Consider the following 26,172-nt stretch of genomic DNA (forward strand, 5'->3'; position numbering starts at 1 on the left):
TGAGATCAACCAGATGATAGAGTTTCTGCGCCGTATTGCCGCCCATCGCCTGGCCTGGAGTCTGCTTGCAGCCTCTGCCCTGTTCCTCGAGTTGAGCGCCCTCTTCTTCCAGCATGTGCTGGGACTGCATCCCTGCGTCATGTGCGTCTATGAGCGGATCGCCACGCTGGGAGTCCTCACCGCAGGGCTGCTCGGCATGGTGGCACCGCAGAAATGGTACGTGCGCTGGAGCGCTCTGCTGTTGTGGGGCTCCAGTGCCTTCTGGGGCCTGAAACTGGCGCTCAAGCATGTGGATTATCAGGTCAATCCCTCCCCCTTCAACGTCTGCGAAGGTTTTGTCGACTTCCCGAGCTGGGCGCCGCTGGATCAGTGGATCCCCTGGATGTTCTACCCGGATGGCGATTGCAGCGAGGTCACCTGGCAGTTCCTGAGCTTCTCCATGCCTCAGTGGCTGGTGGCCATCTTCGCCGCCTACCTGCTGGTGTTCGTCGTGGTGGCCATCGGCAATCTGGTCAAGGGTCGCTGCTGCAGCTAAGCCCGATAGCAGTACAAAAAAAGAAGGGAGCCAGTGGCTCCCTTCTTTTTTATGTCATTTTGCTTCATCAGCCAGGTGGCAGGGTGCTCAGGAAGCCGCCTTGCTGGCGTTCATTCTGGCCTTCACCATGCCGATCACCATGGGCAGCAGCGAAATGCCGATGATGCCGAAGATGAGCAGGGTAAAGTTCTGACGCACCACCGGCAGATTGCCAAAGAAGTGGCCGGCATAGACGAATGAAAGGACCCACAACAGACCGCCCACCAGATTGAACGCCAGGAAGCGCGGGTAGGTCATGGCGCCCATGCCCGCCACGAAGGGCGCGAAGGTGCGCACGATGGGCAGGAAGCGGGTGATGATGATGGTCTTGCCGCCATGCTTGGCGTAGAAGGCATGGGTCTTGTCCAGGTAATCCCGCCGGAAGATCTTGGAGTCAGGATTGCGAAACAGCTGCTCGCCGAAGAAGTGACCTATGGTGTAGTTCACCACGTTGCCGAGTACCGCGGCGATGATCAGCACGGCGGCCAGGGTATGCACATCCAGCACGCTGCCCACGGTGAGCGCACCGGCGGCAAACAGCAGGGAGTCACCCGGCAGGAAGGGGGTTACCACCAGTCCGGTCTCGCAGAAGATGATCAGAAACAGGATGGCGTAAACCCAGATCCCATAGTTTTCAAACAGCTCTTTCAAGTGCACGTCGACGTGCAGGATAAAATCAATCGCAAACAGGATCAGATCCATTTTCTCATACCCATAAAGTGAACGGCGTGGAGTCTACGCCAATGCATTGAGCGCCACAATCTCCCCCACCATGCTCTTTCTTATCACGCCCAAACACAACCGGCATGACACTTTTCATCAAATCGATGGCGATGCAGCGGCCACGGCCAAGGTGCTCTATTCCTGCTCGGCGAGCACCGCCCTCACAGCACCGGGCAGGCATAACTCCCAACCCCACAACAGGAGCAGCAGCAGGGTCGCATCGTCGAGCCAACCAACGAATGGCACCACATCGGGGATAAGATCCAGTGGGCTGATGCCGTAGAGCAGGACCAGGATCACCAGCCCCCTGGCCCACCAGGGGGTACCGGGGTGGCGAAAACCCCGATAGAGGCGGCGCAAACGCCGCCAGATCAGCCAGCGTCGGGCACCCGGCAAGGCACTCAACTCTCGATCAACTCGTTGCGCAGCCGCTGGATCTGGTCCCGCAGCGCTGCCGCCTGCTCGAACTCCAGATCCCGTGCATGCTGGAACATCTGCTCTTCCATCCGCTTGATCTCCTTGCTGATCTCGCTGGCGGAGCGGGCATGGTACTCCCCTTGCGGCTCGGCGGCCTTGCGACTGCCCCGCCCACTCTTGCCCGCACTGCGACTGCCTCCCATGTCCATCACATCTCCCACCGACTTGTTGAGCCCCGTCGGGGTGATGCAGTGTTCCTGATTGTGGGCGTGCTGCAGGGCACGGCGCCGCTCGGTCTCTTCGATCGCCACCTGCATGGAGTTGGTGATGGTATCCCCGTAGAGAATGACCTTGCCGTTGAGGTTACGCGCCGCCCGGCCGATGGTCTGGATGAGGGAGCGGGTGGAACGCAGGAAACCCTCTTTATCCGCATCCAGGATCGCCACCAGCGAGACCTCCGGCATATCGAGCCCCTCTCGCAACAGGTTGATCCCCACCAGCACGTCGAACTTGCCGAGGCGCAGGTCCCGAATGATCTCCACCCGCTCGACGGTGTCGATGTCGGAGTGCAGATAACGCACCCGCACCTCGTGATCCGCCAGGTATTCGGTCAGATCCTCCGCCATCCGTTTGGTGAGGGTGGTGACCAGCACCCTCTCCTCCACCGCCACCCGCTTGCGGATCTCGGAGAGCAGGTCGTCCACCTGGGTGGTGACCGGCCGCACCTCGATCTCGGGGTCCAGCAGGCCGGTGGGGCGCACCACCTGCTGCACCACATCGCCGCCGGACTTCTCCAGCTCGTAGGGGCCAGGGGTGGCCGAGACAAACACCGTCTGCGGCATCAGCGCCTCGAACTCGTCGAACTTGAGCGGCCGGTTGTCGAGCGCAGAGGGGAGCCGGAAGCCGTACTCCACCAGGGTCTCCTTGCGGGATCTGTCCCCTTTGAACATGGCGCCAATCTGCGGCACCGTGACGTGGGATTCGTCGATGATGAGCAGGCCATCCCCCGGCAGATAGTCAAACAGGGTGGGCGGCGGCTCGCCGGGCGCGCGACCGGAGAGGTAACGGCTGTAGTTCTCGATGCCCGAGCAGTAGCCCAGCTCCTGCATCATCTCGATGTCGAACTGGGTACGCTGGCTGATGCGTTGCTCCTCCACCAGCTTGCCCAGCGACAACAGCTGCTCACGGCGGCTCTTGAGCTCCTCCTTGATGTGCTCGATGGCCCCCAGGATGGTCTCGCGCGGGGTCGCGTAATGGGTCTTGGGATAGATGGTGTAGCGCACCACCGTCTGCTCGATGGCGCCGGTCAGCGGATCGAACAGGGAGAGGCGTTCCACCTCCTCGTCAAACAGCTCCACCCGCAGGGCCAGCTTGTCCGATTCGGCGGGGTAGATGTCGATCACCTCCCCCCGCACCCGGAAGGTGCCGCGCTGGAAGGCCATGTCGTTGCGGGTGTACTGCAGCTCCGCGAGACGGCGCAGGATATCCCGCTGATTGATCAGGTCCCCTACTTTCAGGTGCAGCATCATGCTGAGGTAGGCTTGCGGATCCCCCAGACCGTAGATGGCCGACACCGAGGCGACGATCACCACGTCACGGCGCTCCAGCAGTGCCTTGGTGGCCGACAGCCGCATCTGCTCGATGTGATCGTTGATGGAGGCATCCTTCTCGATGAAGGTGTCGGTGGTCGGCACATAGGCTTCCGGCTGGTAGTAGTCGTAGTAGGAGACGAAATACTCCACCGAGTTGTCGGGGAAGAACTCCTTCATCTCGCCATAGAGCTGAGCCGCCAGGGTCTTGTTGGGAGCCAGGATCATGGTGGGGCGATTGAGGGTGGCGATGACGTTGGCCATGGTGAAGGTCTTGCCCGAGCCGGTTACCCCGAGCAGGGTCTGATGGGCAAGGCCGGATTCGATGCCATCGAGCAGCTGGGCGATGGCCCTTGGCTGATCCCCGGCGGGTTGAAACTGGCTGGCCAGCTGGAATAACTTGCTCATGACGACTCCCGGCAAAAAAACGCAAGAGCAGAAGTGTACTCCGAGATGGGGTGGACTGGGTATCCACTCTGCCGGAAGAAGCGGCTATTGACCTCGAAATACAACCTCTGTATGATGCTCCTCCTTGCCTGATGTTCCCCCGTAGTTCAGTCGGTAGAACGGCGGACTGTTAATCCGTATGTCACTGGTTCAAGTCCAGTCGGGGGAGCCAATCTCCTCACCATCTCGGTGCAAGTTATCCACTTTAGTGCTTTCCTCTGCCAATTTTAATGCACAAGCCGCCTCCCGCGGTGACGCCTCCCTTTTGATTCCGCATCCGCCCCGGCAGCGTTTTGTTCTGCTGCGCATAACTATTTGATTTTTATAGAAACAATTTATCTCAGGTATTTTTTGAACAGTCCTTACAGCCCAGTATTGGCGCGGGATACAGCCTAATCACCAAGTTTCATAAACAGGGTTATCCACAGATTCTGTGGGTAAGTAGAGCAAAGCCAATGACGGCCTAGGCTGGCAGGCCATTGCCAGCGACGGGCGATGTTTTTCCCTGCCGACCTGATTTTCTGCTGTTTTTGGTCACCCCCCTGAATGGGTTGCCATCGCCGCCGACAGATGCCTTTTGCAGATATCTTTTCGCCATCCCGCACAACGTGGGTCACTCCCTCTCGACACCCACCTATCGGCTCACGGACTCATGTCACCCCCTTCAGTCAGATGTGCTGAAAAACCAGGAAACCGCCCTGTCAAACAGCAGAGAATAAATTTTCAAGCAGAGCGGAAAGACGAGGATCACAGATAGCAGGAATCACTAATTGACAGCGGGGCTGGCAGAGGGAAATAGAGGTCATCACCAGACCCGCCCCGCAGTTTCCCTCACACAGGCGGGTCGCGTGGCGGGTTAGTGCCGATTAATCCTCCTTTGACGCTTCTTTATTGGTGAGGGATCCGGCACAATATCGGCCCCACTTTTTTCCTCGGTTTTTCCGGGCATGACCATAGATTTTGTGACACTGCTACATCAAAGCGACTCCCTGCTGCTGTTCGTGGTACTGGCCTTCGGCCTGCTGCTCGGTAAAGTCAGGTTCGGCAACTTCCAGATCGGCAACACCATCGGCGTACTCTTTACCGCCCTGCTGTTCGGCCAGATGGGTTTTGAATTCACCGCCACCACGGAGAACGTCGGCTTCATGCTGTTCATCTTCTGCGTGGGAATAGAGGCGGGGCCGCACTTCTTCAGCGTCTTCCTGCGTGACGGCATCCACTACATCACCCTCACCCTGGTGATCCTGCTGACCGCCCTCTTCCTCACCGTCGGGCTGGCCAAGTTCTTCAACCTGGGGCCGGGCATGGCGGCTGGCATCCTCGCCGGCTCGCTCACCTCGACCCCGGCGCTGGTGGGTGCGCAGGATGCCCTGCGCAGCGGCCTGCTCAACCTGCCCCATCAGACCGACATGCAGTCGGTGCTCGACAACATGGGCATCGGCTATGCGTTGACCTATCTGGTGGGGCTGGTGGGGCTGATGCTGGTGGTGCGCTACCTGCCTTCGCTGGCACGGCTCGACCTCAACACCGAGGCGCAGAAGATCGCCCGCGAGCGCGGCCTCTCCGACAACGAGAGCCGCAAGACCTACCTGCCCATCATCCGTGCCTACCGGGTCGGCCCGGAACTGGCGGCCTGGATTGGCGGTCGTACCCTGCGCGAGACCGGCATCTACCCCCACACCGGCTGCTACGTGGAGCGGATCCGCCGCAACGGCATCCTGGCGAGCCCGGATGGCGATGCCGTCATCCAGGAAGGGGACGAGATCGCCCTGGTGGGTTACCCCGAGAGCCACGAGAAGCTCGACGTCAACTACCGCAACGGCAAGGAGGTGTTCGACCGCAACCTGCTTGACCTGCAGATCGTCACCGAAGAGATAGTGGTGAAAAACGATGCGGTGGTGGGTCGCCATCTGGTGGAGCTCAACCTCACCGAGAAGGGCTGCTTCCTCAACCGGGTGGTGCGCTCCCAGATCGAGATGCCGTTCGATCGCAACATCATGCTGCAAAAGGGCGACGTGCTGCAGATTAGCGGCGAGAAACAGCGGGTCAAGCTGCTGGCCAACAAGATCGGCTTCATCAGCATCCACAGCCAGACCACAGATCTGGTGGCCTTCACCACCTTCTTCGTGCTGGGACTGCTGATAGGCTCCGTCTCCCTGGTGTTCGGCCAGCTGGAGTTTGGGCTGGGCAACGCCGTCGGCCTGCTGCTGGCGGGGATCCTGATGGGTTACCTGCGCGCCAACCACCCCACGGTCGGCTACGTGCCGCCGGGCGCCCTGCGTCTGGCCAAGGATCTCGGTCTGGCGGTGTTCATGGTGAGCACCGGCCTCAAAGCCGGCGGCGGCATTCTGGATCACCTGAGCCAGGTCGGTGCCGTGGTGCTCTTCTCCGGCATGCTGGTGACCACCCTGCCGGTGCTGGTGGGCTACCTGTTCGGGGTCTGGGTGCTGAAGATGAACCCGGCCCTGCTGCTCGGCGCCATCACGGGGGCCCGCACCTGCGCCCCGGCCATGGACGTGGTGAACGAGGCGGCCAACAGCTCCATCCCGGCGCTCGGCTATGCCGGCACCTATGCGGTGGCCAACGTCATGCTGACTCTGGCGGGCTCCTTCATCATCGGCTTCTGGTTCTAGCACCGACGATCTAGCACCAAGCCAACCAACTCAAGGGGAGCCGCTATGGCTCCCCTTTTCGTTCATGCCTCTCTCCTTTTCGCCCAAACACCCACCGGCTCGCCCCCGCAGGATAGGGCCTATCGTGCTATGCGCCCCTCACCGACCAAACCCATTGAGCTAAAGCGCCCGCCCCATGCCGCTTACACTCAATGAAACACACGAGGGCATCGTCATGATACGGTTATGGATCCTTCTGGGCTGGCTGCTGTGCGGCCCGCTGCAGGCCGCCACGCCAGCGCAAACCTCCCCCGCAGAGGAAGCCGACTCCGAACCGGCCGCCCTGGCTTTTAGCAGCGACCAGCTGGCCCAGCCCCTGCTCGGCGATCTCGATGCCATGCTGGCACGGCGCACCATCCGGGTGCTCACCACCTACAACAAGACCGGCTATTTCATCTACAAGGGGGTGCAGCGGGGCGTCACCTACGACGCCTTCATCGAGGTGGAGAAGCGGCTCAACGAGCAGTTGCGCAAGCAAAAGAGCCTCAAGCGCCATCTCAAGCTGCATCTGGTCTTCATCCCGGTCGCGCGCGAGGCCCTGCTGGAAGCCCTCATCGCAGGCAAGGGCGACATCGCCGCCGCCAACCTCACCATCACCGAGCGGCGCAAACTACAGGGGGTGCTCTTTACCGACCCTCTGCTGGAGAACGTGCGGGAACTGCTCATCTCGGGGCCTGCCTCCCCCAAGGTGGAGAGCGCCGCCGATCTGGCTGGCCAACGGGTCTATGTGCGCCCCTCCTCCAGCTATTTCGAGAGCCTCACGGCCTACAACCAGGCGCGCAAGGCGGCGGGAGAGCCGCTTGTCGACATCCAGCCCGCCCCGGAGGCGCTGGAGGATGAAGATCTGGTGGAGATGGTCAATGCCGGCCTGCTGCCCTTCATCGTCATGGACGAACACAAGGCCCGGTTCTGGCAAAAGATATTCCCCGCCATCCGCATCCATGAACAGCCGGTGTTCCGGCAAGGGGGGGTCATCGCCTGGGCGGTGCGCAAGGAGAGCCCGCAACTGCTGGCCATGCTCAATGAACAGATAGCCGCCCTGCGCGGTAAACACAGCGGCGACGCCATCCTGGCCCGTTATCTCAAGCAGAACAAGTTCGTCAAGAGCGCCGCCGCCGACGCCGAGCGCCAGAAGTTTCTGCAGGTGGTGGATCTGTTTCGCGAATATGGCGAGAAATACGAGGTGGACTGGCTGCTGATGGCGGCCCAGGGCTATCAGGAGTCGGCCCTCAATCACAAGGCGCGCAGCCACGTCGGCGCCATCGGCATCATGCAGATCATGCCCGCCACCGGCAAGGGGCTCAAAGTGGGCGACATCCGCCAGCTCGAGCCCAACATTCACGGCGGCGTCAAATACATGCGCTGGATGATCGACCACTACTATGCAGACGAGCCCATGACGGCCCTCGACAAGGCACTCTTCTCGTTCGCCTCCTACAACGCCGGCCCCGCCCGGGTGGCACGGCTGCGCACCGAGGCCAAGAAACGGGGGCTGGATCCCAACGTCTGGTTTCACAACGTCGAGTATGTGGCGGCGGAGAAGATAGGCCCGGAGACGGTCACCTACGTCGGCAACATTTACAAGTACTACATTGCCTACAAGCTGGTGATGGAGCAGTTGCAGCGCAGGCAACAGGCGACCGAGGCCATCAAGCTGCAGGGCACCGGCGGCGACCAGGTCTCCGCCGCACCCGCATCACAGGGATAAGCCAGCCCATCATCCGCGTGGCTCCCCGCCTGACGGGGAGCCACGTGCCTTTTCAGCCGTCACCGCAGTACCATTCTGGCGACCTTCAGCCCCGTCATGACCCTGCCTCACCCTGCCGTGACCAGAATGCACACAATGACCACAACAGTCTTAATAGCCATTACGGTCAGATTGTTTGCCGACCAATCACGATTAATTAACCTTCCCGCAACAATCACAAGGAGTACACCATGTTGCAAGGAACCCTCAAACGCACGTTGCTCTGCTGCCTGCTGGGCGCCAGCCTCGGCGCCCAGGCCAAGATCGACGAAATCCACTTCCTCATTCCGGGCGGCGCCGGCGGCGGCTGGGACAACACCGCCCGCGGCACCGGCGAGGCGCTGACCAAATCCGGCCTCATCACCACCGCCTCCTACCAGAACATCTCGGCCGGTGGCGGTGCCAAGGCCATCGCCCACCTCATCGAGACCTCGGCCCAGTCCGACAAGACCCTGATGGTCAACTCCACCCCCATCATCGTCAAATCCCTCTCCAAGGAGTTGCCGCAATCGTTCCGGGATCTCACCCCGGTGGCCGCCATCATCGCCGACTACCAGGCGCTGGCCGTGCCGCTGGACTCCCCCTACCAGAGCTGGCCCCAGCTGCTGGCCGCCTATCAGGAGAACCCCGCCAAGGTGAAGATTGCCGGCGGCTCCGCCCGTGGCAGCCTGGATCATCTGGTAGCGGCCATGACCTTCAAGAATGCCGGGGCCGATGCCGGCAAGCTGCGCTACGTGGCCTATGACGCCGGCGGCAGCGCCATGGCGGCGGTGCTGGCGGGAGAAACCCAGGTGCTCTCCACCGGCTTTGGCGAGGCGATGGAGGCTGTCAAATCGGGCCAGATGCGGATCCTCGGCATGACGGCCCCGACCCGGATGCCGGATGCGAGCGAGGTGCCCACCTTCAGTGAACAGGGTAACCCCACGGTCTTTGCCAACTGGCGCGGCTATTTCGCCTCCCCTGCCGTCAGCGCCGACAAGTCGGCCGAATTCGCCGCCCTGCTCAAGCAGATGTATGACAAGCCGGAGTGGGAGACGGTCCGCGCCCGCAACAACTGGACCAATCTCTATCAGGCCGGCCCCGAGTTCACCGCCTTTCTGATCCAGCAGGAGCAGCAGATCGGCGGCCTGATGCGCGAACTCGGCTTCATCAAGTAATCCCACTGTCGGCGGGCCTGGCCCGCCCATCGGAGTCATCTCATGCATCTGACCAAGGAGCGACTCGGGGGGCTGCTGTTTTTGCTGCTCTCCCTCGCCTACGGCTATCACGCCACCCAGATCCCCGGCTACCCCGGGGACGAATATGAACCCTTTACCGCCAGCACCCTGCCCTATGCCCTGGCCGGCGCCGGCGCCCTGCTCTCCCTGCTGCTGATCTGCTTTCCGGGCGGCGAGCGGCTGCAGCGGGAGAGCGGCAACTGGCGGCTGGTGTTCGCCCTGTTGCTGCTGATGCTGGCCTACGGCCTGGCCCTTGGCTGGCTCGGCTTTCTGGTCGCCACCACCCTGTTTCTCATCGGCGGGATCCGGCTGATGGGCGAGCAGAGCCTCGCCTTCGCCTGCAAGGTGAGCCTGCCGTTCACCCTCATCTTCTGGGCCCTGCTCACCAAGGGGCTCAACGTCTACCTCGAGCCAGGCCGGCTGTTCACCCAGTTGCTGGGATAAGGAGAACCCATGTTAGACGGCATTTTGCAAGGACTGGGCACCGCCATGCTGCCCATCAACATCTTCATGGTGATCGTCGGCTGTTTCGTCGGCACCTTCATCGGCATGCTGCCGGGCCTTGGGCCGGTCACCGCCATCGCCCTGATGATCCCCATCACCTACGGGCTGGATCCCGCCTCCGGCATCATTTTGATGGCCGGGGTCTATTACGGCTCCATGTTCGGCGGCTCCACCTCCTCCATCCTGATCAACACCCCGGGCTGCTCCGCCAGCATGATCACCGCCATCGACGGCTATCCGCTGGCCTGCAAGGGGCAGGCGGGCAAGGCGCTGGCCATCGCAGCCTACGCCTCCTTCACCGGCGGCACCCTGTCCGCCATCTTCCTGATGGTGGCAGCGCCGCTGCTGGCCAAGGTCTCCCTCTCATTCCAGTCGGCGGACTACTTCGCCCTCATGGTGCTGGGGCTCTCGGCGGTGGCGGCCTTTGCCGGCAAGGGCCAGGTGCTCAAGGCGCTGATCATGGCGCTGTTCGGCATCATGCTCTCCACCGTCGGCATCGACCGCAGCGTCGGGGTGGACAGGTTCACCTTCGGCCTGCCGGACTTGCGCGACGGCTTCTCCTTCCTGCTGCTGGCCATGGCCACCTTCGCCCTGGCGGAGATCCTGATGACGGTGCTGCGCCCGGGCAAGGACACCAGCAAGGAGGAGGCGCGCAAGATCCAGCAGCTCGGCTCCCTCAAGCTGAGCAGGGACGAGGTCAAAGAGATTGCGCCCCCCATCGCCCGCTCCTCGGTGATGGGTTTCCTCATCGGCGTGCTGCCGGGGGCCGGCGCCACCATCGCCTCCTTCATGGCCTATGGCGCCGAGCGCAACTTCGCCAGCAAGCGCAGGCAGGAGGAGTTCGGCAAGGGCAGCCTGACCGGTATCGCCGCGCCGGAGGCGGCCAACAACGCCGCCTCCAGCGGGGCTTTCGTACCGCTGCTGACCCTGGGGATCCCGGGTTCCGGCACCACGGCGCTGATGCTGGGGGCCCTCATCGCCTACGGCATCCAGCCGGGCCCGCGCCTGTTCATGGAGCACCCGGACGTGTTCTGGTCGGTGATCATCTCCATGTATCTGGGCAACGTGGTGCTCTTGATCCTCAACCTGCCGCTCATCCCCTATCTGGCCAAGATCCTGCAGGTGCCACGCCCCGTGCTCATCCCCATGGTGCTGCTGTTTTCGCTGATCGGGGTCTATCTGGTCTCCTTCAACACCATGGACATCTATGTGATGGCGCTGGTGGCGCTGATCGCCATCGGCCTGCGTCTGCTGGACTTCCCCATGGCACCCATGCTGCTCGGCTTCATTCTGGGGGGCATGCTGGAGGACAACCTGCGCCGGGCGCTGGTGATCAACGACGGCTCCCTGAGCTTCCTGTGGGAGCGCCCCATCACCCTCACCTTTACCCTGATCACCCTGGTGATGCTGCTGTTGCCGGTGTGGCAGTGGTGGCAGGCGCGCCGTGCACCGGCCGCCACACTGCAATCCGAGCCGAGCTGAGTTGACGGATCTCGCTCAGCAAAAGAGCGCCGATAGGCGCTCTTTTTATGGGCAAGACAAGATAGGAGGTTATTCCATTCAGGGCTGGCGATAACGTCGCTCCGGCCGGCCCACGGTGCCGTACTCCAGCTCCGGGCTCGCCAGCTGCTGGCCCACCAGAAACTCCAGATAGCGGCGCGCCGTGGTGCGGCTCACCCCGACCCGGCCGCCGATCTCCTCGGCGCTGGCCCCCTGTGACCCCAGCGCCGCCAGCACCCGCTGCAGGGTGAGCCCGTCGATCCCCTTGGGCAGGCCGCCCGCCGCCACCTGCTGCAACGGCGTCCCCAGCAGGGTGTCCACCGCCTGCTGATCGATGTCGGCCAGCGCCGCCAGGGCGGCGCGGCTCTGGCAATATTTGTCGAGGGTATCGCGCAGCCGCTCAAACACCACGGGCTTGAGGATGAAATCCACCACCCCGAGCCGCATCGCCTCCTGCAGAGCGCCGGCCTCCCGCGCCGCGGTGAGCAGTATCACGTCGAGGGAAGCTCCCGCCTGGCGCAGCTCCCGCAGCAGGGCAAAGCCCTCGCCATCGGGCAGCCACACATCCAGCAACACCAGATCGGGCTTGAGGATCTCTATCTGCTCTCTGGCATCGAACAGAGTGAGCGCCACCCCCAGCACCTCGAACCCCGCCAGCCGCTGCACGAAGCGACGGTGGATCTCGGCAATGGCCGGGTCATCCTCGACGATCAGGATCTTGATCACTCACACCTCCTTGGGAATGTAACAGACGACGCAACTCCCCTGCATCGTGGCTTCGATGGTGATAGTCCCCTGCAGAGCATCCAGGGTCTTGCGTACCAGCGCGAGGCCGATGCCGTGATCCGGCTCCACCTTGCTGCTGACGCCCCGCTCGAACAGGCGATCCGCCAGCGCGGGATCGATCCCCCCCGCCCCGTCTTCCACCTCCAGGATCAGATCCTGGCCGAGATCGCTCAGCGCCACCCGTACCGGCTGGTAGGGGGCGCCGTGGCGACGGGTCGCCTCGAAGGCATTGTCGATGAGATTGCCCAGCACCGTCACCAGCTGGGAGCCGCTGACGCGAAGGGGAATGTCGTGCAGGCGGGAATCCGGGTCCACCTCCAGCACCAGCCCCAGCTCGTGAGCCCTGTGATATTTGCCGAGCAGCAGGCCGGCCACCTTGGGCTTGGCGATGGCGCTCATCAGGAAGCTCAGCAGGCTCTGCTCGGTGGCCGCCTCCCGCCCGATGAAGGCAAGCGCCTCGCGGGTGGCCCCGAGCTCGATGAGCCCGGCGATGGTGCCGAGCTGGTTGTGGTGTTCGTGGGTCTGCACCCGCAGCAGATCGCTGTAGGCCTGCACCTGGGAGAGCTGGGCGCTCAGTTCGGCCAGCTCATCCTTGCGCCGAAAGCTCGACACCGCGCCGATCAGCTTGCCATCGCGTACCAGCGGCAGCCGGTTGACGATGAGGGACTGGCCGTTGAGCACTATCTCCTCGTCAAACTGGGGGCGCGGATCCTGAATGAGGGAGAGCATCCGACTCTCCGGCAGCAGCCGGGTAACGGGCTGGCCGATGGCAGCCCGGGCCGTCTGTTCGTCGAGGCGCAGCAGGCGGATGCCATTGGGATTGAGGGAGGTGAGTCGCCCTTGCTCGTCGATGGTGAGTATCCCCTCGCGCACGGTGCGCAGGGTGCAGTCGAGTTCGGCATAGAGGCGGCCGATCTGCTCGGGCTCAAAGCCAAGGATGGCACGTTTGTAACGGCGGGCCAGCCAGGCGGCGGCCAGGCTGTTGAGCAGCACGATGAGCAGGGTCATGGCGAGACCGAAACGCAGGAAACCCTGCAGGTCCGCCTCGATATCCCGCACCAGATAACCGACCGAGACCACCCCGATGATCTGGCCGAGCTCATCGCGGATGGGGCTCTTGCCGCGCACCGAGACCCCGAGGGACCCTTGCGCACGGGAGATATAGGCCTCCCCCTGCAGCGCCCGCTTCGGATCATCCCCCATCATGGGTTGGCCGATGCGATCCGCATTGGGGTGCACCAGCCGGCGCGCCTCTTTATCGCCGATGACGATGTAGCTGGCGCCGACCTCGGCGCGGATCCGCTCCACCAGCACGTTGAGGCGGGCGGTGTCGGCCCGCTTCACCCCGGCCAGCACGCCAGGCTCGCGGGCCACCAGCCGCGCCACGTCGAGGGCCTGATCCCCCACCTCGCGGTAGCGCTGCTCGGACACATAGTAGTAACTGGCCCCGCTCAGCAGCACCAGCTGCAACAGACTGACCAGACAGAGCATGAGGAGGATGCGTCCTTGCAACCCCAGCTTCATGCCTCCTTGTCGCCTCGCAACAAGTCGAGCAGCAGGCTGCCATCGCGCAGGGCCTTGTGCACCTGCACCGAGGTGGGCTTGGTGGGATCTTCGTAAAAGTGGGTGGATTCAATCTGCAGCCGCACCAGGTATTCGGCCGGCAGCTGGCTTGCCAGCGACTGGTGCAGCATGGGGAACAGCAGCCGATCGGCGCGGGTGATTTCGCCCCCCAGCAGCAGCTTGCCCGGATTGAGCAGGCAGATGAGGTTGGAGAGCACCCGGGAGAGCCGCCCCGCCGCCTGATGGAGGATGTCCTGGCAGAGGCTGTTGCCCGCCAGCGCCAGCTCGCACAGCTCGCGGATGGTGACGTTCTCGGGCAGATCGTACTCCTGCATCCGCTCGCGCAGATCCCGGTACTGGGCTTCGAGCGCCTGATTGGTCACCAGCGTGCAGGCGCAGCCAAAGCCGCCGCAATAACAGCGCTGACCGTAAGGTTCGAGCTGCAGGTGACTGAGATCGCCGAGCAGGGCCGATTCGCTCTCGATGAGCTGGCCGTTGACCACCATGCCGACCCCGATGTCGTTGTGCACGAACACCAGCACCGCATCGGCGCAGTTCTTGGCGGCGCCCCACTCGCGCTCGGCCTGGATCCAGGTGCGCACGTCGCCACTCACCAGCACGGGCACCGCGAAGGCCTCCTGCAGGGTGGGACCGAGCGGCCAGTTGCGCAGATCGTAGAAGGGGAAGTGCTTGACCATGCCGGAGTGGCGCTCCACCTGCCCCGGCAAGCAGAGGGCGATGCAGGCGAGGCGCAGCGCCTTCTTGGGCAAGAAGCCCTCGATGGCCCGCACCAGGCTGGCCAGCAGGTCAGCGCGCTCCCCTTCGCTGAAGACATGACGATGACGGGCAAGCGAGCGGCCGGCCAGATCGAACAGCGCCATGTCCACATAGCCGCGGCCAAGGCGCATGGAGAGAAACTGGAAGCGGCGCTCATTGATACGCAGCAGGGTCTGGCGGCGACCACGCCCCACCGAGCTCTCGCCACAAGTGACCACCAGGCCGCCGTCGAGCAATTCGCGGGTGATCTTGGTGATGCTGGCAGGCGAGAGGCCGGTCAAGCGGGAGAGATCGGTACGGGACAGCTCCTTGTGCTCCTCCAGGCTGGCGTAGACCAGGCCATAGTTGAGCTGACGGATCAAATCGATACTGCCTTTCACGATCTCATTCATAGGGTACGGGGCAAGGGCTGACACAGAGGGGGCCAATTTTCACATATTATTGGTCAATCCCCAAATAAAGTGCGGCCTGAACCGGGGTTCAGGCCGCATCTTGTGAGGGACATCCCCCTCTTGTCACCCCATCAGTAGCGGAACTGGGAGACCAGCTTGCGCAGTTTGTCGCCGGTGCTGGCGAGATCGCGGGTGGTGCTGTTGGACTCGACCGCCGCGTCGGTCAGCTCGCTGACGATCTGCTGAATGGCCACCAGGTTCTTGTTGATCTCCTCGGAGACCGCGTGCTGCTCCTCGGCGGCAGTGGCTATCTGGATGTTCATGTCGTTGATGGTGCTGACCGCCATCACCATGCTGTCGAGGGAGGTGGCGATGTGGCTCGCCTCCTGCACCGTCTCCTGGCTGCGCTCTTCGCTCGCCTGCATCACGTCCACCGCCTGCTTCACCCCGCCCTGCAGGCGCTGCAGCATCTCGTTGATCTCCTTGGTGCTCTGCTGGGTGCGACCGGCCAGCGATCGGACTTCGTCCGCCACCACCGCAAAGCCGCGCCCCTGCTCGCCGGCCCGAGCCGCCTCGATGGCGGCGTTGAGCGCCAGCAGGTTGGTCTGCTCGGCAATGCCGCGAATGACCTCCACCACGGATCCTATCTTGGCGGTCTCCTGCGCCAGCTGCTCGATGACACCGGAGGCGGTGTGCACCTCGCCCACCAGCCGGTTGATGCTGTTGATGGCGGTACCCACCACGCCGCGAGCGGCATCGGACTCGCGCGCCGCGTCGCTGGTGGCGGTGGCCGCGTTGGAGGCGCTGGCCGCCACTTCCTGGGCGGTGGAGCTCATCTCGGTCACTGCGGTGACCACCTGGTCGGTCTCCCGGCTGTGGCCGTGCATCTGATGGTCATAGTGCTCGCTCAGGTGGTGCAGCTTCTCCACCGCGCTGAACAGGTGATTGCTGGTCTCCCCCACCTGGCTCACCACCGACTGGATCCGCGTCACGAAGCGGTTGAAGGCGGTGGCCAGCTGACCAATCTCGTCATGGCTCTGCACCTTGAGGCGCTGGGTCAGATCCCCCTCCCCGTCGGCGATGTCGTTGAGGGCCGAGACCGCGTCCGCCAGCGGCCGGGTGACCCGGTTGCCGATCACCACGGTGGCGGCCAGGGTCACCCCCAGGATCACCAGGATCAGCAGCACGCTGCTCTGCAGCGAGTCGCGCATGTTGCTCTCGCGCTCGGTGCGCAGCACCGCCAGCTCGTTGTCGATGTCGTCGATATAAAAACCGGTGCCGATGACCCACTGGTACTTGTCAAGCACCAGGTTGAAGGAGAGCTTGGGCGCATCCCGGCCGATAGAGGGCTTGGCGGTCCAGTATTCGGAGAAACCGTCCCCCTGGCGCGCCGCCTTGACGATCTCCTGGATCAGCAGCTTGCCCTTGGCATCCTTGTCCTGCCAGCGGTTCTTGCCTTCCATCTCGGGGCGGGTCGGCAGCAATACCGTATTGCCCTGGAAGTCGTAGACGAAGAAGTAGCCGTCACTGCTGTAGCGCAGCGGCCGCAGGATCTCGGTGACCTGCTTGCGCGCTTCCGGGGTGTCTGGCTGGTTGTAGGCAGTGTCGACGGCAGTCTTGGCCAGCATCAGGTAGCTGCTGAGCAACGCTTTGCGCTCCTTGATGGCATTTTCTCGCGCCACCACCAGATCGGCTTCCAGGTCACTCTTTGAAATCATGTAGTTGCTGAGATTGACCACCAGGGCCATCAGGAGCACGGGGACGGCTCCCAACAACAGAATTTTCTGCTTTAGCGTCATCTTTCACATCCTTGCAGCTATTTTTATGGGCGTTCCGTTCCTACCAGACCAGTATAGGATGCTGGTCGACGGGGACCCGCTTTCGCTACAATCCCCGCCCTCTATATCTATCGACTCTGATGGCCAGACACATGAACAAATGTCCTTGCGGTTCAACTCTTTCTCTCGAATTGTGCTGTGGATCACTGCACCGGGGAGCCGCCGCCCAGACCCCGGAGCAGCTGATGCGCTCGCGCTACAGCGCCTTCGTGCTGGGATTGGGGGAGTACCTGGTGCACAGCTGGCACCCTGACTATCTGGGGGATCTGACTGCGGAGCAGCTCTCCCAGACCGACACCCAATGGGACGGGCTCGAGATCATCGCCAGCCAGGGCGGCCCCGATGACCCCCTTGGCATGGTGGAGTTCAAGGCCTGGTTCATGGAAGGTGAAGCGCGCCACTGCCTGCATGAGCGCTCCCGCTTCGTGCACCATCAGGGGCGCTGGGTCTACACCGACGGCGAGCAGGATCCGGCACCGCTGCGGGTGGGGCGCAACGACCCCTGCCCCTGCGGCAGCGGCAAGAAGTTCAAGAAGTGCTGCGGCTGAGCGCCGTGACTCGTGTCGACAGAGGGGGCCCAGCGGCCCCCTCTGCTGTTGCTGGAGTGTGACAACAATCACGATTTGCTCATTAACACCCCTCAACTTGAGCGTTTGCGAACATTAACTTGGCCCATATCAAACATTTTCGCCCAGAGACAGGCCACACTGGCACCATCTGGAAGAGATGAGACGGGCAAGAATGAAAAGAATAACCACACAAGTCGTCATCATAGGGGGTGGCGCCACCGGAGCCGGCATCATGCGCGATTGCGCACTGCGCGGCATCGACTGCATCCTGCTTGAGCGGGACGACATCGCCGCCGGCACCACGGGCCGCAACCACGGCCTGCTCCACTCCGGCGCCCGCTACGCGGTGACGGATCAGGAGTCCGCCCGCGAGTGCATTCAGGAGAACCGCATCCTCAAGCGGATCGCCAGCCACTGCGTCGAGGACACCGGCGGCCTCTTCATTACCCTGCCGGAAGATGACATCAATTTTCAAAATACCTTCATGGACGCCTGCGCCCTGGCGGGCATCGACGCCCGCCAGCTGGATCCCGCCGATGCGCTGCGCCTCGAACCCAACGTCAACCCGGCGCTGATCGGCGCCATCCAGGTGCCGGACGGCACGGTCGATCCGTTCCGCCTGGCCGCCGCCAACGTGCTGGATGCCAAGGAGCACGGCGCCCGCATCTTCACCCACAGCAAGGTGCTGGGGCTTTTGCGCACCCAGGATCGGGTGCACGGCGTCAAGGCGATCAACACCCGCACCGGTGAAGCGTTCGAGGTGGAGTGCCAGGAGGTGATCAATGCCGCCGGCATCTGGGGCCAGCAGATCTGCGAGTACGCCGATCTCGGCATCCGCATGTTCCCGGCCAAGGGCTCCCTGCTCATCATGGATTACCGCATCAACCAGCTGGTGCTCAACCGCGCCCGCAAACCGGCGGACGCGGACATCCTGGTGCCGGGCGATACCATCTCCCTCATCGGCACCACCTCGAGCCGCATCGATTACCACAAGATTGACCAGCTCACCGTCGAGCCTGAAGAGGTGGAGGTGCTGCTGCGCGAGGGGATCAAGCTCGCCCCCATCATGGCCCGCACCCGATTACTGCGCGCCTACGCCGGCGTGCGCCCGCTGGTGGCGGTGGATGGCGACGAGTCCGGCCGCAACATCAGCCGCGGCATAGTGCTGCTGGATCACGCCGAACGTGACGGCCTCAAGGGGTTCAACACCATCACCGGCGGCAAGCTGATGACCTACCGGCTGATGGCCGAATGGGCCACCGATCTGCTGGCCAAGAAGCTTGGCAACAGCAAGCCCTGCCGCACCGCCGAACTGAGCCTGCCCGGCTCGCGGGATCCGGAGAAGGTCTCCGCCCCCGGCCTCTCGGTGCCTGCCGAAGGCTCGGCCCAGTACCGCCACGGCGAGCGGGTCATCGCCTTTTTCCGCGACAACCCCAAGGCCAACGCCCTCATCTGCGAGTGCGAGATGGTCACTGCCGGCGAGATTGAATACGCCCTGCGCGAGCTGGATGTGGACAACCTGGTGGATCTGCGCCGCCGCACCCGCCTCGGCATGGGCCCCTGTCAGGGGGAGTTGTGCGCCTATCGCGCCGCCGGCCTGATGCAGGAGTACGGCAAGGCCGACGGTCGTCAGGCCTGCGTCATGCTGCGCCAGTTCCTGGAGGAGCGCTACAAGGGCACCCGCCCCGTGCTGTGGGGCGATGCCCTGCGCGAAGCCGAATTTACCTACTGGATCTACGAGGGGCTGTTCGGCCTTGGCGAGTGGACGGCCCCCCACCTGGTGGCCGAGCCGTCCTTCCCGCTCGATGCCAGCACCGCAAATCCCACCAAGGAGCGCAGCCATGAAATTTGACAGCATCGTTATCGGCAGCGGCATGGCGGGCCTCTCGGCGGCCCTGCGCCTGGCCGAGGCCGGCCAGAAGACCCTGCTGATGGCCTCCGGCCAGAGCGCCCTGCACTTCTCCTCCGGCTCGGTCGATCTGCTGGAGAGCGAGGGGGACCCCCGCGCCGCTCTGCCCGCCTTCATGGCCGCCAACCCCGAGCATCCCTACAACAAGGTGGGGCTGACCCATATCGCGGCGAGCCTCGATGATCTGCAGCGCCACTGCGCCGCGCAGGGATTGCCGCTGTTTCGCCAGGAGCGCAACCACCAGCGGCTGACCCCCATCGGCACCCTCAAAGCCACCTGGCTCTCCCCCGACACCTGCGCCTGTGTGACCGATGCGCCGGCCCCCGACGCCATCCTGCTGGCGACCCTGGAGGGATTTCGCGATTTTCACCCCGAGCTCGCGGCGGCCAACCTGGCGACCCACACGCGCTTCGCCCACTGCCGCATCCTGACCGGGGAGCTCCGCCTGCCCCAGCTGGCCGAGTTCAGCCGCAATCCCCACGAGTTTCGCTCCGCCGACATCGCCCGCCTGTTCGACAAGCAGGGCAATGGCCAGCGTGACCTGCTGACGGATCTGGCCCGCGAGATCAGCCGTCTGGTGCAAGAGAGCGGTGAGCCACGCTGCCACCACCTGGTGCTGCCCGCCTGCCTGTCACTCGGGCTGGTCGGCCCGCGCTTGGCGGAGCTGGAGCAGCGCACCGGCTGCATCATCAAGGAGGTGGCCACCATGCCGCCGTCCCTCATCGGCATGCGGATGCAGGAGGCGCTCAAGCGCCGTTTCATGGCCCTTGGCGGCACCTTCCTCACCAGCGAGCGGGTGCTGGGCGCCCGTTACGAGGGCGATCGGGTGATTGGCGTGCACAGCCAGAATGGCGACGATCAGCTGTTCGAGGCGGACCACTTCGTGCTCGCCTCCGGCAGCTTCTTCAGCCGCGGGCTGGAGTCGCGCCTGCGTGGCATTCGCGAGCCCATCTTCAACGCCGACGTACTGAGCCTGCCCGAGCGGGACGCCTGGGCCGGCCGTCGCCTGTTCGACCACCACCCCTTCATGGGCTTCGGGGTCAAGACCGACGACAAGCTCAGAGTGCTGCGTGGCGGCAAGCCACTCACCAACCTCTACGGCGCGGGCAGCGTGCTGGCGCACTATGACCCCATTAAAGAAGGTTCCGGCTCAGGCGTGGCAGTTGCCACCGGCTGGCAGGCTGCCGGTCATATTTTGAGTTCAGCCCAATGATGATTTTGTCCCATATCCCGTGCCTTCACACCCAACGGGAGGAGAACTGACATGCTACTGGATCATGCCAACCAGACTTTCGATCAGTGCATCAAATGCACCGTCTGTACCGCCTACTGCCCGGTGGCCAAGGCCAACCCGGCCTACCCCGGCCCCAAGCAGGCGGGCCCGGATGGGGAGCGGCTGCGCATCAAGAGCCCCGAGCTCTTTGACAGCGCCCTCAAATACTGCACCAACTGCAAGCGCTGCGAAGTGGCCTGCCCGAGCGGGGTGCGCATCGGCGACATCATCGCCAAGGCCAAGCACCAGTACAGCGGCTTCAAGCCGGGGATCCGCGAGTTCGTGCTCTCCCACACCGATCTGATGGGCAGCATGTCTACCCTGATGGCCCCGGTGGTCAACTTCACCACCGGCCTCAAACCGATGAAGCTGGTGCTGGACAAGGCGCTGGGGGTCTCCTCCCACCGTGACCTGCCCAAATACTCCCAGGGCACCTTCCGCGGCTGGTACAAGAAGCAGAAAGCGAGTCAGGCCCGCTTCGAGCGCCAAATCGCCTACTTCCACGGCTGCTACGTCAACTACAACCACCCGCAGCTCGGCAAGGAGCTGGTGCAGGTGCTCAACGCCATGAACATCGGCGTCCAGCTGCTGGAGCGGGAGAAGTGCTGCGGCGTGCCGCTGATTGCCAACGGCTTCATGGACAAGGCCAAGCAGCAGGCTGCCTTCAACATCAAGCAGCTGGAAAACACCCTGCTTGGCAACGAGATGCCGCTGCTGGCCACCTCTTCCACCTGCGGCTTCACCCTGCGCGACGAATATACGCACCTGCTGGAGCAGGACAACCACAAGGTGCGCGATCGCATCTCGCTGGTGACCCGCTTCCTGTGGAACGAGTTTTACAAGGGCAACAAGCCGGCGATGAAGCCGCTCAATCTGCACATCGCCTACCACACCCCCTGCCACATGGAGAAGATGGGGGGCGTCATCTATACCCTCGAGCTGCTGCGCGCCATCCCAGGGGTCAAGGTGACGGTGCTGGACTCCCAGTGCTGCGGCATCGCCGGCACCTACGGCTTCAAGTCGGAGAACTACCAGACCAGCCAGGCCATCGGCGAAGGGCTGTTTGATCAGATAAACCGGCTCAAGCCCGATCTGGTCATCACCGACTGCGAGACCTGCAAGTGGCAGATCGAGATGAGCACGCCGTTCCGCTGTGAACACCCCATTCACCTGCTGGCCAAAGCCTTGGCCTGAGATGAACACATCCATATCCGCTTGCGAGCCCCCATCCACCTGAGGGCCCGCTCGGCAAAAACCAGATAGAAAAAGAGCCGGCAAGTGCCGGCTCTTTTTATTGGGGCATCGCTCGAATGAGCCATGGTCCCCATGAGCAGCTCACTGATTGAATCCGGCAACCAACAGGATCCATTCCCTCCCCTTTAGTGCCGCCACAACAGCATATTTATTCACATTGCTTTTATTATCTCCAAATGGATAGAAGGCAAGCAATTTTAGTTGTCTCCCCTTGTGGGACGCGGGCTGGCGGGCCATGGCCGCCAGGATGCGTGGTGTACCGCATTAACAATGATGCAATAAGTTGAGTTTCCTCATAATTTAACCGGGATCTCATTTCCGCTCGTTGCCTGCTCCGACAATTGATCTAGCGCAATCCCGCTCCCGATAAATCATCATTCGTTTTACCCATTTGGTAATATCCAGCTCGAGCAATCGCATAAATACATGGGTTTTATTCACTAATAACAATTAATCGGCCTGCCTGCTCCTGCCTAGTGCGGGGGCTGATGCCCACATCCAGGATGGAACGGTCAGGCTTGGCAATGAGATCGATTTGGGAGTGATGATCGTGAGTTCACACAACAGACAGACCAGGCTGGGCCTCGCCGCCCTGCTGCTTACCACTTGCCTTGGCACCAGCGGCTGGGCACAGGCGGCCGACGAGGCTCAGCCCAAGGGCAAGATCGAGGCGCGCAGCGAGCTGTTCGCCAAGGATCACGCCGATCAGTTCACCAGCTGGAAAGGCACCAGCGAGAGCCGCGAGCGCACCGATGCCCTGGCGGAAGATCCGCAGATGGTGGTGCTCTGGGCCGGCTACCCCTTCTCCAAGGATTACAACAAGCCGCGCGGCCACTTCTATGCGCTGACCGACGTGCGGGAAACCCTGCGTACCGGCGCCCCCAAGACCGCCGAAGACGGTCCGCTGCCCATGGCCTGCTGGAGTTGCAAAGGCCCGGACGTGGCCCGCGTCATCGACGAGAAGGGTGAGGATGGCTACTTCAAGGGCATGTGGGCAAAAGGCGGCCCCGAGATCGTCAACACCATCGGCTGCGCTGACTGCCACGACACCGCCTCGAAAGAGTTCAAGGAAGGGAAACCCGCCCTGCACCTCTCCCGTCCCTATGCCGACCGGGCCATGACTGCCATCGGCAAGCCGTTCAAGGAGCAGGGGCGCTTCGATCAGCAGTCTCAGGTGTGCGGCCAGTGCCACGTGGAGTACTACTTCAGCGGCCCGACCAAGGCGGTGAAATTCCCCTGGGACAAGGGCACCACAGTTGAGCAGATGGAGCAGTATTACGATGAAATAGGCTTTGCCGACTGGACCCATGCCCTCTCCAAGACCCCCATGCTCAAAGCCCAGCACCCCGAGTACGAGACCTGGCGCGCCGGCATTCACGGCCAGAACAATGTCGCCTGCGTCGACTGCCACATGCCCAAGGTGCAGAACGAGCAGGGCAAGGTCTACACCGATCACAAGGTGGGCAACCCCTTCGATCGCTTCGATCAGACCTGCCGCAACTGCCACACCCAGAGCAAAGAGATGCTGCAAGGGGTGGTCAAGCAGCGCAAGGATGCCGTCACCGAAATCAAGCTCAAAGTCGAGAAGCAGCTGGTGCACGCCCACTTTGAAGCCAAGGCCGCCTGGGATGCCGGCGCCACCGAGGCCGAGATGAAGGACATTCTGCAGGACATCCGTCACGCCCAATGGCGCTGGGACTTCTCCATCGCCTCCCACGGGGTGCAGATGCACGCCCCGGAAGTGGCGCTGCGCATGCTGGGAACCGCCTTGGACAAGGCCGCCGATGCCCGCACCAAGCTGGCACGTCTGCTGGCCGCCAAGGGGATCAGCCACGAGATCGCCATTCCTGACATCTCCAGCAAGGAGAAGGCCCAGGCCGCTCTTGGCATGGACATGAAACAGTTCAACAGCGACAAGGCCCAGTTCCTCAAGACCACAGTCCCCGCCTGGGATGCCGAGGCCAAAGCGGCCGGACGGCTCGCACAATGACGAGGCATGCGGGCCCGCAGTGTCGGGCCCGCAGCCGGATGGAGGCTTCCTATGGGTGATTTAACGATGGATTTCTTACGACTGATGCTGATGGCAGCCATGCTGCTGACCAGCCTGCAGGGCCAGGCCGCCGATGCGGCCAATGCGCCTGCGGCCCTCCCCGCCACACCTGTCTCTGCCACACACGAGGTGGAGTTTTTGCGCAATCCCGATGCCGCCTGTACCGACTGCCACAAGGAGCAGGCATACGGCATGCACGGCAAGCACGGTCAGGCGACCAACCCCAACAACCTGGCGCCGGTCACCTGCACCAACTGCCATGGTCAGCCCTCCCCCAAACACCGGGAAGGGGTCAAGGATGTGATGCGCTTTAGCGACAGCTTCAAGGACAAGCAGAGCACCGAGAGCTACCCCATCGCCGAGCAGAACGGGGTCTGCATGAGCTGTCACGAACCCAAACCGCTGCGCGAGGCGCTCTGGGCCCACGACGTGCACGCCACCAAGCTCACCTGCACCAGCTGCCACCAGCTTCACCCGGCCAAAGAGCCCATGGTGGCGATCCCGGAAAAGTCCCGCATCAAGCTCTGCGTCGACTGCCACAGCAAGCAGCATGAGGCCGTCAAGGCGGCCAAGGCGAACACCACCTCGGGCAAGGAGGCACAATGAGCTGCTCTCGCCGTCACTTCATGGCGGGGATGAGCGCGGGGGCCCTCATCATGATGACGGGGGCTGCTCGTGCCAACACCCGCTCCCTTGCCACCACCCTCGCCCACAGCCAGACCATCGACGGGGTACGCTTTGGCATGCTCCACGACGAAACGGCCTGCATCGGCTGTACCGCCTGCATGGATGCCTGCCGGGAGGTGAATCAGGTGCCAGAGGGGGTCTCGCGCCTCGAGATCATCCGCTCCGGCCCCATCGGCACCTTCCCCGATGCCGAGTACCACTTCTTTCGCAAGTCCTGCCAGCACTGCGACAACGCTCCCTGCGTACACGTCTGCCCGACCGGTGCCTCCCATATCCGCAAGGAGGATGGCATCGTCGACGTCAACCCGGATCTCTGCGTCGGCTGCATGTACTGTCTGGCCGCCTGCCCCTATCAGGTGCGCTTTATCAACCCTGTGACCAAGGTGGCCGACAAGTGCGACTTTTGCCGCAAGACCAACCTGGCGGCGGGCAAGGAGCCGGCCTGCGTGGAATCCTGTCCCACCAAGGCGCTGGTGTTCGGCAATCTGGATGACCCGGACAGCCCCATCGCCAAACGGCTGGTAAAGGAGACCACCTATCGCTACAAGCAGGCACTCGGCACCTCGCCCAAGATGTACCGCGTGCCCAAAGGGGAGATAAAGTCATGACGATGCAAGAGGCGTTTCACTTCCCTTCCCTCGTCTGGGGATTTGTCCGATCGCCATCTACCGCAGTAACAGAAGGAGGAATGGATCATGTTGCATGACGCATTTCACTTCTCCTCGCTGGTGTGGGACTGGCCGATCGCCATCTATCTCTTTCTGCTCGGCATCTCCGCCGGGGCCACCACCCTCTCGGTGCTGCTGCGCCGCAAGGGAGCCGGCAGCGAGAGCGGCATCATCAAGGCGACTGCCATTCTGGCGCCGGTGAGCGTGGTGCTGGGGTTACTGATCCTCATCTTCCACCTGGCCCGTCCCTGGACCTTCTGGAAGCTGATGTTCCACTACCAGTTCGACTCCGTGATGTCGATGGGGGTCATGCTGTTCCAGGTCTACATGGCGGTGCTGTTCGCCTGGCTGGCGGTGGTGTTTCGCTCCGAGATCGAGACATTGCGCCGTCACCTGCTGCAAGAGAAGTTCGCCTTTGTGGATGGTCTGATCGCTTGGCTTGCCCGCATCGAGCGGCTGCTGGCGCCGCTCTTGCTGCTGCTTGCCGTGCTCTTGGGGGCCTACACCGGCTTTCTGCTGTCGGCGCTCAAGACCTATCCGCTGTTGAACAACCCGGTGCTGCCGGTGCTGTTCCTCATCTCCGGCGTCAGCTCCGGCATCGCTTCCACCATCTTGCTGGCTGTCACCCTGTTCAAGGAGAACCATCACAGCCAGGGGGTGAGCTTTGTCCACCGCTTCGAGCGGCCGGTGCTGGCGGTGGAGGTATTGCTGCTGGTCTGCTTCTTTACCGGCCTCTACTTCGGTGGCGGCCAGAAGGAGGCTGCCATGTGGGCCGCCATCGGCAGCGGCTTCTGGGCTCAGGTGTTCTGGCTCGGGGTAGTTGGCATCGGCATGCTGCTGCCCCAGTTGCTGGCCCTGCTGGCCCCCGCGCCGCTGCGGGCCAAAAACGGCTATCTGGTGCTGGTCTGCAGCCTGACCCTGGTGGGGATCCTGCTGCTGCGCTACTTCGTGCTTTATGCCGGCCAGATGACGGTAGTTTAAAAACCGGTTCACGCTCCTGTTGCGAGGCCGTGATC

General features: G+C 63.1%; 21 protein-coding genes and 1 tRNA gene. 15 read left to right on the forward strand and 7 right to left on the reverse strand.

Going from position 1 to position 26,172, the window contains the following annotated elements:
* Positions 1-13: 13 nt before the first annotated feature.
* Positions 14-535 carry a disulfide bond formation protein DsbB gene (dsbB, locus tag OKB87_RS02150; RefSeq protein WP_016350563.1) on the forward strand — a complete coding sequence of 174 codons (522 nt, stop codon included), beginning with the start codon at positions 14-16 and terminating at the stop codon, positions 533-535.
* An 87-nt stretch (positions 536-622) separates the two neighbouring features.
* On the opposite strand, the gene OKB87_RS02155 is transcribed toward dsbB, so the two are convergent.
* From OKB87_RS02155 to uvrB, 3 genes are all read right to left on the reverse strand, one after another.
* Positions 623-1,276: a DedA family protein gene (locus OKB87_RS02155; protein WP_011706279.1), complete on the reverse strand. Its 654-nt coding sequence runs from the start codon at positions 1,274-1,276 to the stop codon at positions 623-625.
* A 156-nt stretch (positions 1,277-1,432) separates the two neighbouring features.
* Positions 1,433-1,702 (reverse strand): YkvA family protein, encoded by a 270-nt coding sequence (locus OKB87_RS02160; RefSeq protein ID WP_270826284.1) that lies wholly within the window; start codon positions 1,700-1,702, stop codon positions 1,433-1,435.
* Positions 1,699-3,711 carry an excinuclease ABC subunit UvrB gene (gene uvrB, locus OKB87_RS02165; RefSeq protein WP_270826286.1) on the reverse strand — a complete coding sequence of 671 codons (2,013 nt, stop codon included), beginning with the start codon at positions 3,709-3,711 and terminating at the stop codon, positions 1,699-1,701. The genes OKB87_RS02160 and uvrB overlap by 4 nt, the downstream gene beginning before the upstream one ends.
* A 135-nt stretch (positions 3,712-3,846) precedes the next feature.
* Between uvrB and OKB87_RS02170 the strand changes: the two genes are divergently transcribed.
* The 6 genes from OKB87_RS02170 (at position 3,847) to OKB87_RS02195 (ending at position 11,372) form a co-directional block, all read left to right on the forward strand.
* Positions 3,847-3,922 (forward strand) — tRNA-Asn (locus tag OKB87_RS02170).
* Positions 3,923-4,697: 775 nt separating this feature from the next.
* On the forward strand, positions 4,698-6,383 hold the full coding sequence (locus OKB87_RS02175; RefSeq protein ID WP_011706282.1) for an aspartate:alanine antiporter: 1,686 nt from the start codon (positions 4,698-4,700) through the stop codon (positions 6,381-6,383).
* 214 nt (positions 6,384-6,597) lie between these two features.
* The gene (locus tag OKB87_RS02180; RefSeq protein ID WP_270826287.1) at positions 6,598-8,130 is read left to right on the forward strand and encodes a lytic transglycosylase F; all 1,533 of its coding nucleotides are present in this window, start codon (positions 6,598-6,600) and stop codon (positions 8,128-8,130) included.
* 230 nt (positions 8,131-8,360) lie between these two features.
* A complete protein-coding gene (locus tag OKB87_RS02185) occupies positions 8,361-9,326 on the forward strand; it encodes a tripartite tricarboxylate transporter substrate binding protein (protein WP_029301042.1) in 966 nt (321 codons plus the stop codon).
* 42 nt (positions 9,327-9,368) lie between these two features.
* Positions 9,369-9,830, forward strand: a complete 462-nt coding sequence (locus tag OKB87_RS02190) for a tripartite tricarboxylate transporter TctB family protein (RefSeq protein WP_010634132.1) — start codon at positions 9,369-9,371, stop codon at positions 9,828-9,830.
* Between the two features lie 9 nt (positions 9,831-9,839).
* On the forward strand, positions 9,840-11,372 hold the full coding sequence (locus OKB87_RS02195) for a tripartite tricarboxylate transporter permease (RefSeq protein WP_270826288.1): 1,533 nt from the start codon (positions 9,840-9,842) through the stop codon (positions 11,370-11,372).
* A 78-nt stretch (positions 11,373-11,450) separates the two neighbouring features.
* Here OKB87_RS02195 and OKB87_RS02200 read toward each other — a convergent pair whose 3' ends face one another.
* The 4 genes from OKB87_RS02200 to OKB87_RS02215 form a co-directional block, all read right to left on the reverse strand.
* The gene (locus OKB87_RS02200; protein WP_252377097.1) at positions 11,451-12,116 is read right to left on the reverse strand and encodes a response regulator; all 666 of its coding nucleotides are present in this window, start codon (positions 12,114-12,116) and stop codon (positions 11,451-11,453) included.
* Positions 12,117-13,700, reverse strand: coding sequence for an ATP-binding protein (locus OKB87_RS02205; RefSeq protein ID WP_270826290.1), 1,584 nt, complete (start codon positions 13,698-13,700; stop codon positions 12,117-12,119).
* A complete protein-coding gene (locus OKB87_RS02210; RefSeq protein WP_270826291.1) occupies positions 13,697-14,908 on the reverse strand; it encodes an ROK family transcriptional regulator in 1,212 nt (403 codons plus the stop codon). The genes OKB87_RS02205 and OKB87_RS02210 overlap by 4 nt, the downstream gene beginning before the upstream one ends.
* Positions 14,909-15,039: 131 nt before the next feature.
* On the reverse strand, positions 15,040-16,707 hold the full coding sequence (locus OKB87_RS02215) for a methyl-accepting chemotaxis protein (RefSeq protein ID WP_039215216.1): 1,668 nt from the start codon (positions 16,705-16,707) through the stop codon (positions 15,040-15,042).
* 131 nt (positions 16,708-16,838) lie between these two features.
* Between OKB87_RS02215 and OKB87_RS02220 the strand changes: the two genes are divergently transcribed.
* From OKB87_RS02220 to nrfD, 8 genes are all read left to right on the forward strand, one after another.
* Entirely contained in the window at positions 16,839-17,294 is a 456-nt protein-coding gene (locus OKB87_RS02220) for a YchJ family protein (RefSeq protein WP_270826292.1), read from the forward strand.
* Positions 17,295-17,487: 193 nt separating this feature from the next.
* Positions 17,488-19,167 carry an anaerobic glycerol-3-phosphate dehydrogenase subunit A gene (glpA, locus tag OKB87_RS02225; RefSeq protein WP_226033454.1) on the forward strand — a complete coding sequence of 560 codons (1,680 nt, stop codon included), beginning with the start codon at positions 17,488-17,490 and terminating at the stop codon, positions 19,165-19,167.
* Positions 19,157-20,437 (forward strand): glycerol-3-phosphate dehydrogenase subunit GlpB, encoded by a 1,281-nt coding sequence (glpB, locus tag OKB87_RS02230; RefSeq protein ID WP_270826294.1) that lies wholly within the window; start codon positions 19,157-19,159, stop codon positions 20,435-20,437. The genes glpA and glpB overlap by 11 nt, the downstream gene beginning before the upstream one ends.
* 51 nt (positions 20,438-20,488) lie before the next feature.
* The gene (gene glpC, locus OKB87_RS02235; RefSeq protein ID WP_270826296.1) at positions 20,489-21,691 is read left to right on the forward strand and encodes an anaerobic glycerol-3-phosphate dehydrogenase subunit GlpC; all 1,203 of its coding nucleotides are present in this window, start codon (positions 20,489-20,491) and stop codon (positions 21,689-21,691) included.
* Between the two features lie 604 nt (positions 21,692-22,295).
* Positions 22,296-23,741, forward strand: a complete 1,446-nt coding sequence (gene nrfA, locus OKB87_RS02240; RefSeq protein WP_077096828.1) for an ammonia-forming nitrite reductase cytochrome c552 subunit — start codon at positions 22,296-22,298, stop codon at positions 23,739-23,741.
* Positions 23,742-23,792: 51 nt separating this feature from the next.
* Complete coding sequence (nrfB, locus tag OKB87_RS02245) at positions 23,793-24,407, forward strand: cytochrome c nitrite reductase pentaheme subunit (RefSeq protein WP_187268545.1); 615 nt, start codon at positions 23,793-23,795, stop codon at positions 24,405-24,407.
* Complete coding sequence (locus tag OKB87_RS02250) at positions 24,404-25,096, forward strand: 4Fe-4S dicluster domain-containing protein (protein WP_076360881.1); 693 nt, start codon at positions 24,404-24,406, stop codon at positions 25,094-25,096. Before nrfB ends, OKB87_RS02250 begins: the two co-directional genes overlap by 4 nt.
* Before the next feature lie 87 nt (positions 25,097-25,183).
* The gene (nrfD, locus tag OKB87_RS02255; protein ID WP_270826301.1) at positions 25,184-26,137 is read left to right on the forward strand and encodes a cytochrome c nitrite reductase subunit NrfD; all 954 of its coding nucleotides are present in this window, start codon (positions 25,184-25,186) and stop codon (positions 26,135-26,137) included.
* The last annotated feature ends 35 nt before the right edge of the window (positions 26,138-26,172 follow it).

The organism is Aeromonas sp. Y318-1, from assembly GCF_027706125.1.
Taxonomy (GTDB): Bacteria; Pseudomonadota; Gammaproteobacteria; order Enterobacterales; family Aeromonadaceae; genus Aeromonas; species Aeromonas hydrophila.

Bases quoted from the DNA above. Each gene is read 5' to 3' on its own strand.
- nrfD (WP_270826301.1), top strand. From the start codon at position 25,184: ATGTTGCATGACGCATTTCACTTCTCCTCGCTGGTGTGGGACTGGCCG.
- OKB87_RS02180 (WP_270826287.1), top strand. From the start codon at position 6,598: ATGATACGGTTATGGATCCTTCTGGGCTGGCTGCTGTGCGGCCCGCTG.
- OKB87_RS02185 (WP_029301042.1), top strand. From the start codon at position 8,361: ATGTTGCAAGGAACCCTCAAACGCACGTTGCTCTGCTGCCTGCTGGGC.
- OKB87_RS02175 (WP_011706282.1), top strand. From the start codon at position 4,698: ATGACCATAGATTTTGTGACACTGCTACATCAAAGCGACTCCCTGCTG.
- OKB87_RS02155 (WP_011706279.1), bottom strand. From the start codon at position 1,276: ATGGATCTGATCCTGTTTGCGATTGATTTTATCCTGCACGTCGACGTG.
- glpC (WP_270826296.1), top strand. From the start codon at position 20,489: ATGCTACTGGATCATGCCAACCAGACTTTCGATCAGTGCATCAAATGC.
- OKB87_RS02210 (WP_270826291.1), bottom strand. From the start codon at position 14,908: ATGAATGAGATCGTGAAAGGCAGTATCGATTTGATCCGTCAGCTCAAC.
- nrfA (WP_077096828.1), top strand. From the start codon at position 22,296: ATGATCGTGAGTTCACACAACAGACAGACCAGGCTGGGCCTCGCCGCC.
- OKB87_RS02220 (WP_270826292.1), top strand. From the start codon at position 16,839: ATGAACAAATGTCCTTGCGGTTCAACTCTTTCTCTCGAATTGTGCTGT.
- dsbB (WP_016350563.1), top strand. From the start codon at position 14: ATGATAGAGTTTCTGCGCCGTATTGCCGCCCATCGCCTGGCCTGGAGT.
- nrfB (WP_187268545.1), top strand. From the start codon at position 23,793: ATGGGTGATTTAACGATGGATTTCTTACGACTGATGCTGATGGCAGCC.
- OKB87_RS02205 (WP_270826290.1), bottom strand. From the start codon at position 13,700: ATGAAGCTGGGGTTGCAAGGACGCATCCTCCTCATGCTCTGTCTGGTC.
- OKB87_RS02250 (WP_076360881.1), top strand. From the start codon at position 24,404: ATGAGCTGCTCTCGCCGTCACTTCATGGCGGGGATGAGCGCGGGGGCC.
- uvrB (WP_270826286.1), bottom strand. From the start codon at position 3,711: ATGAGCAAGTTATTCCAGCTGGCCAGCCAGTTTCAACCCGCCGGGGAT.
- glpA (WP_226033454.1), top strand. From the start codon at position 17,488: ATGAAAAGAATAACCACACAAGTCGTCATCATAGGGGGTGGCGCCACC.
- OKB87_RS02190 (WP_010634132.1), top strand. From the start codon at position 9,369: ATGCATCTGACCAAGGAGCGACTCGGGGGGCTGCTGTTTTTGCTGCTC.
- glpB (WP_270826294.1), top strand. From the start codon at position 19,157: ATGAAATTTGACAGCATCGTTATCGGCAGCGGCATGGCGGGCCTCTCG.
- OKB87_RS02195 (WP_270826288.1), top strand. From the start codon at position 9,840: ATGTTAGACGGCATTTTGCAAGGACTGGGCACCGCCATGCTGCCCATC.
- OKB87_RS02215 (WP_039215216.1), bottom strand. From the start codon at position 16,707: ATGACGCTAAAGCAGAAAATTCTGTTGTTGGGAGCCGTCCCCGTGCTC.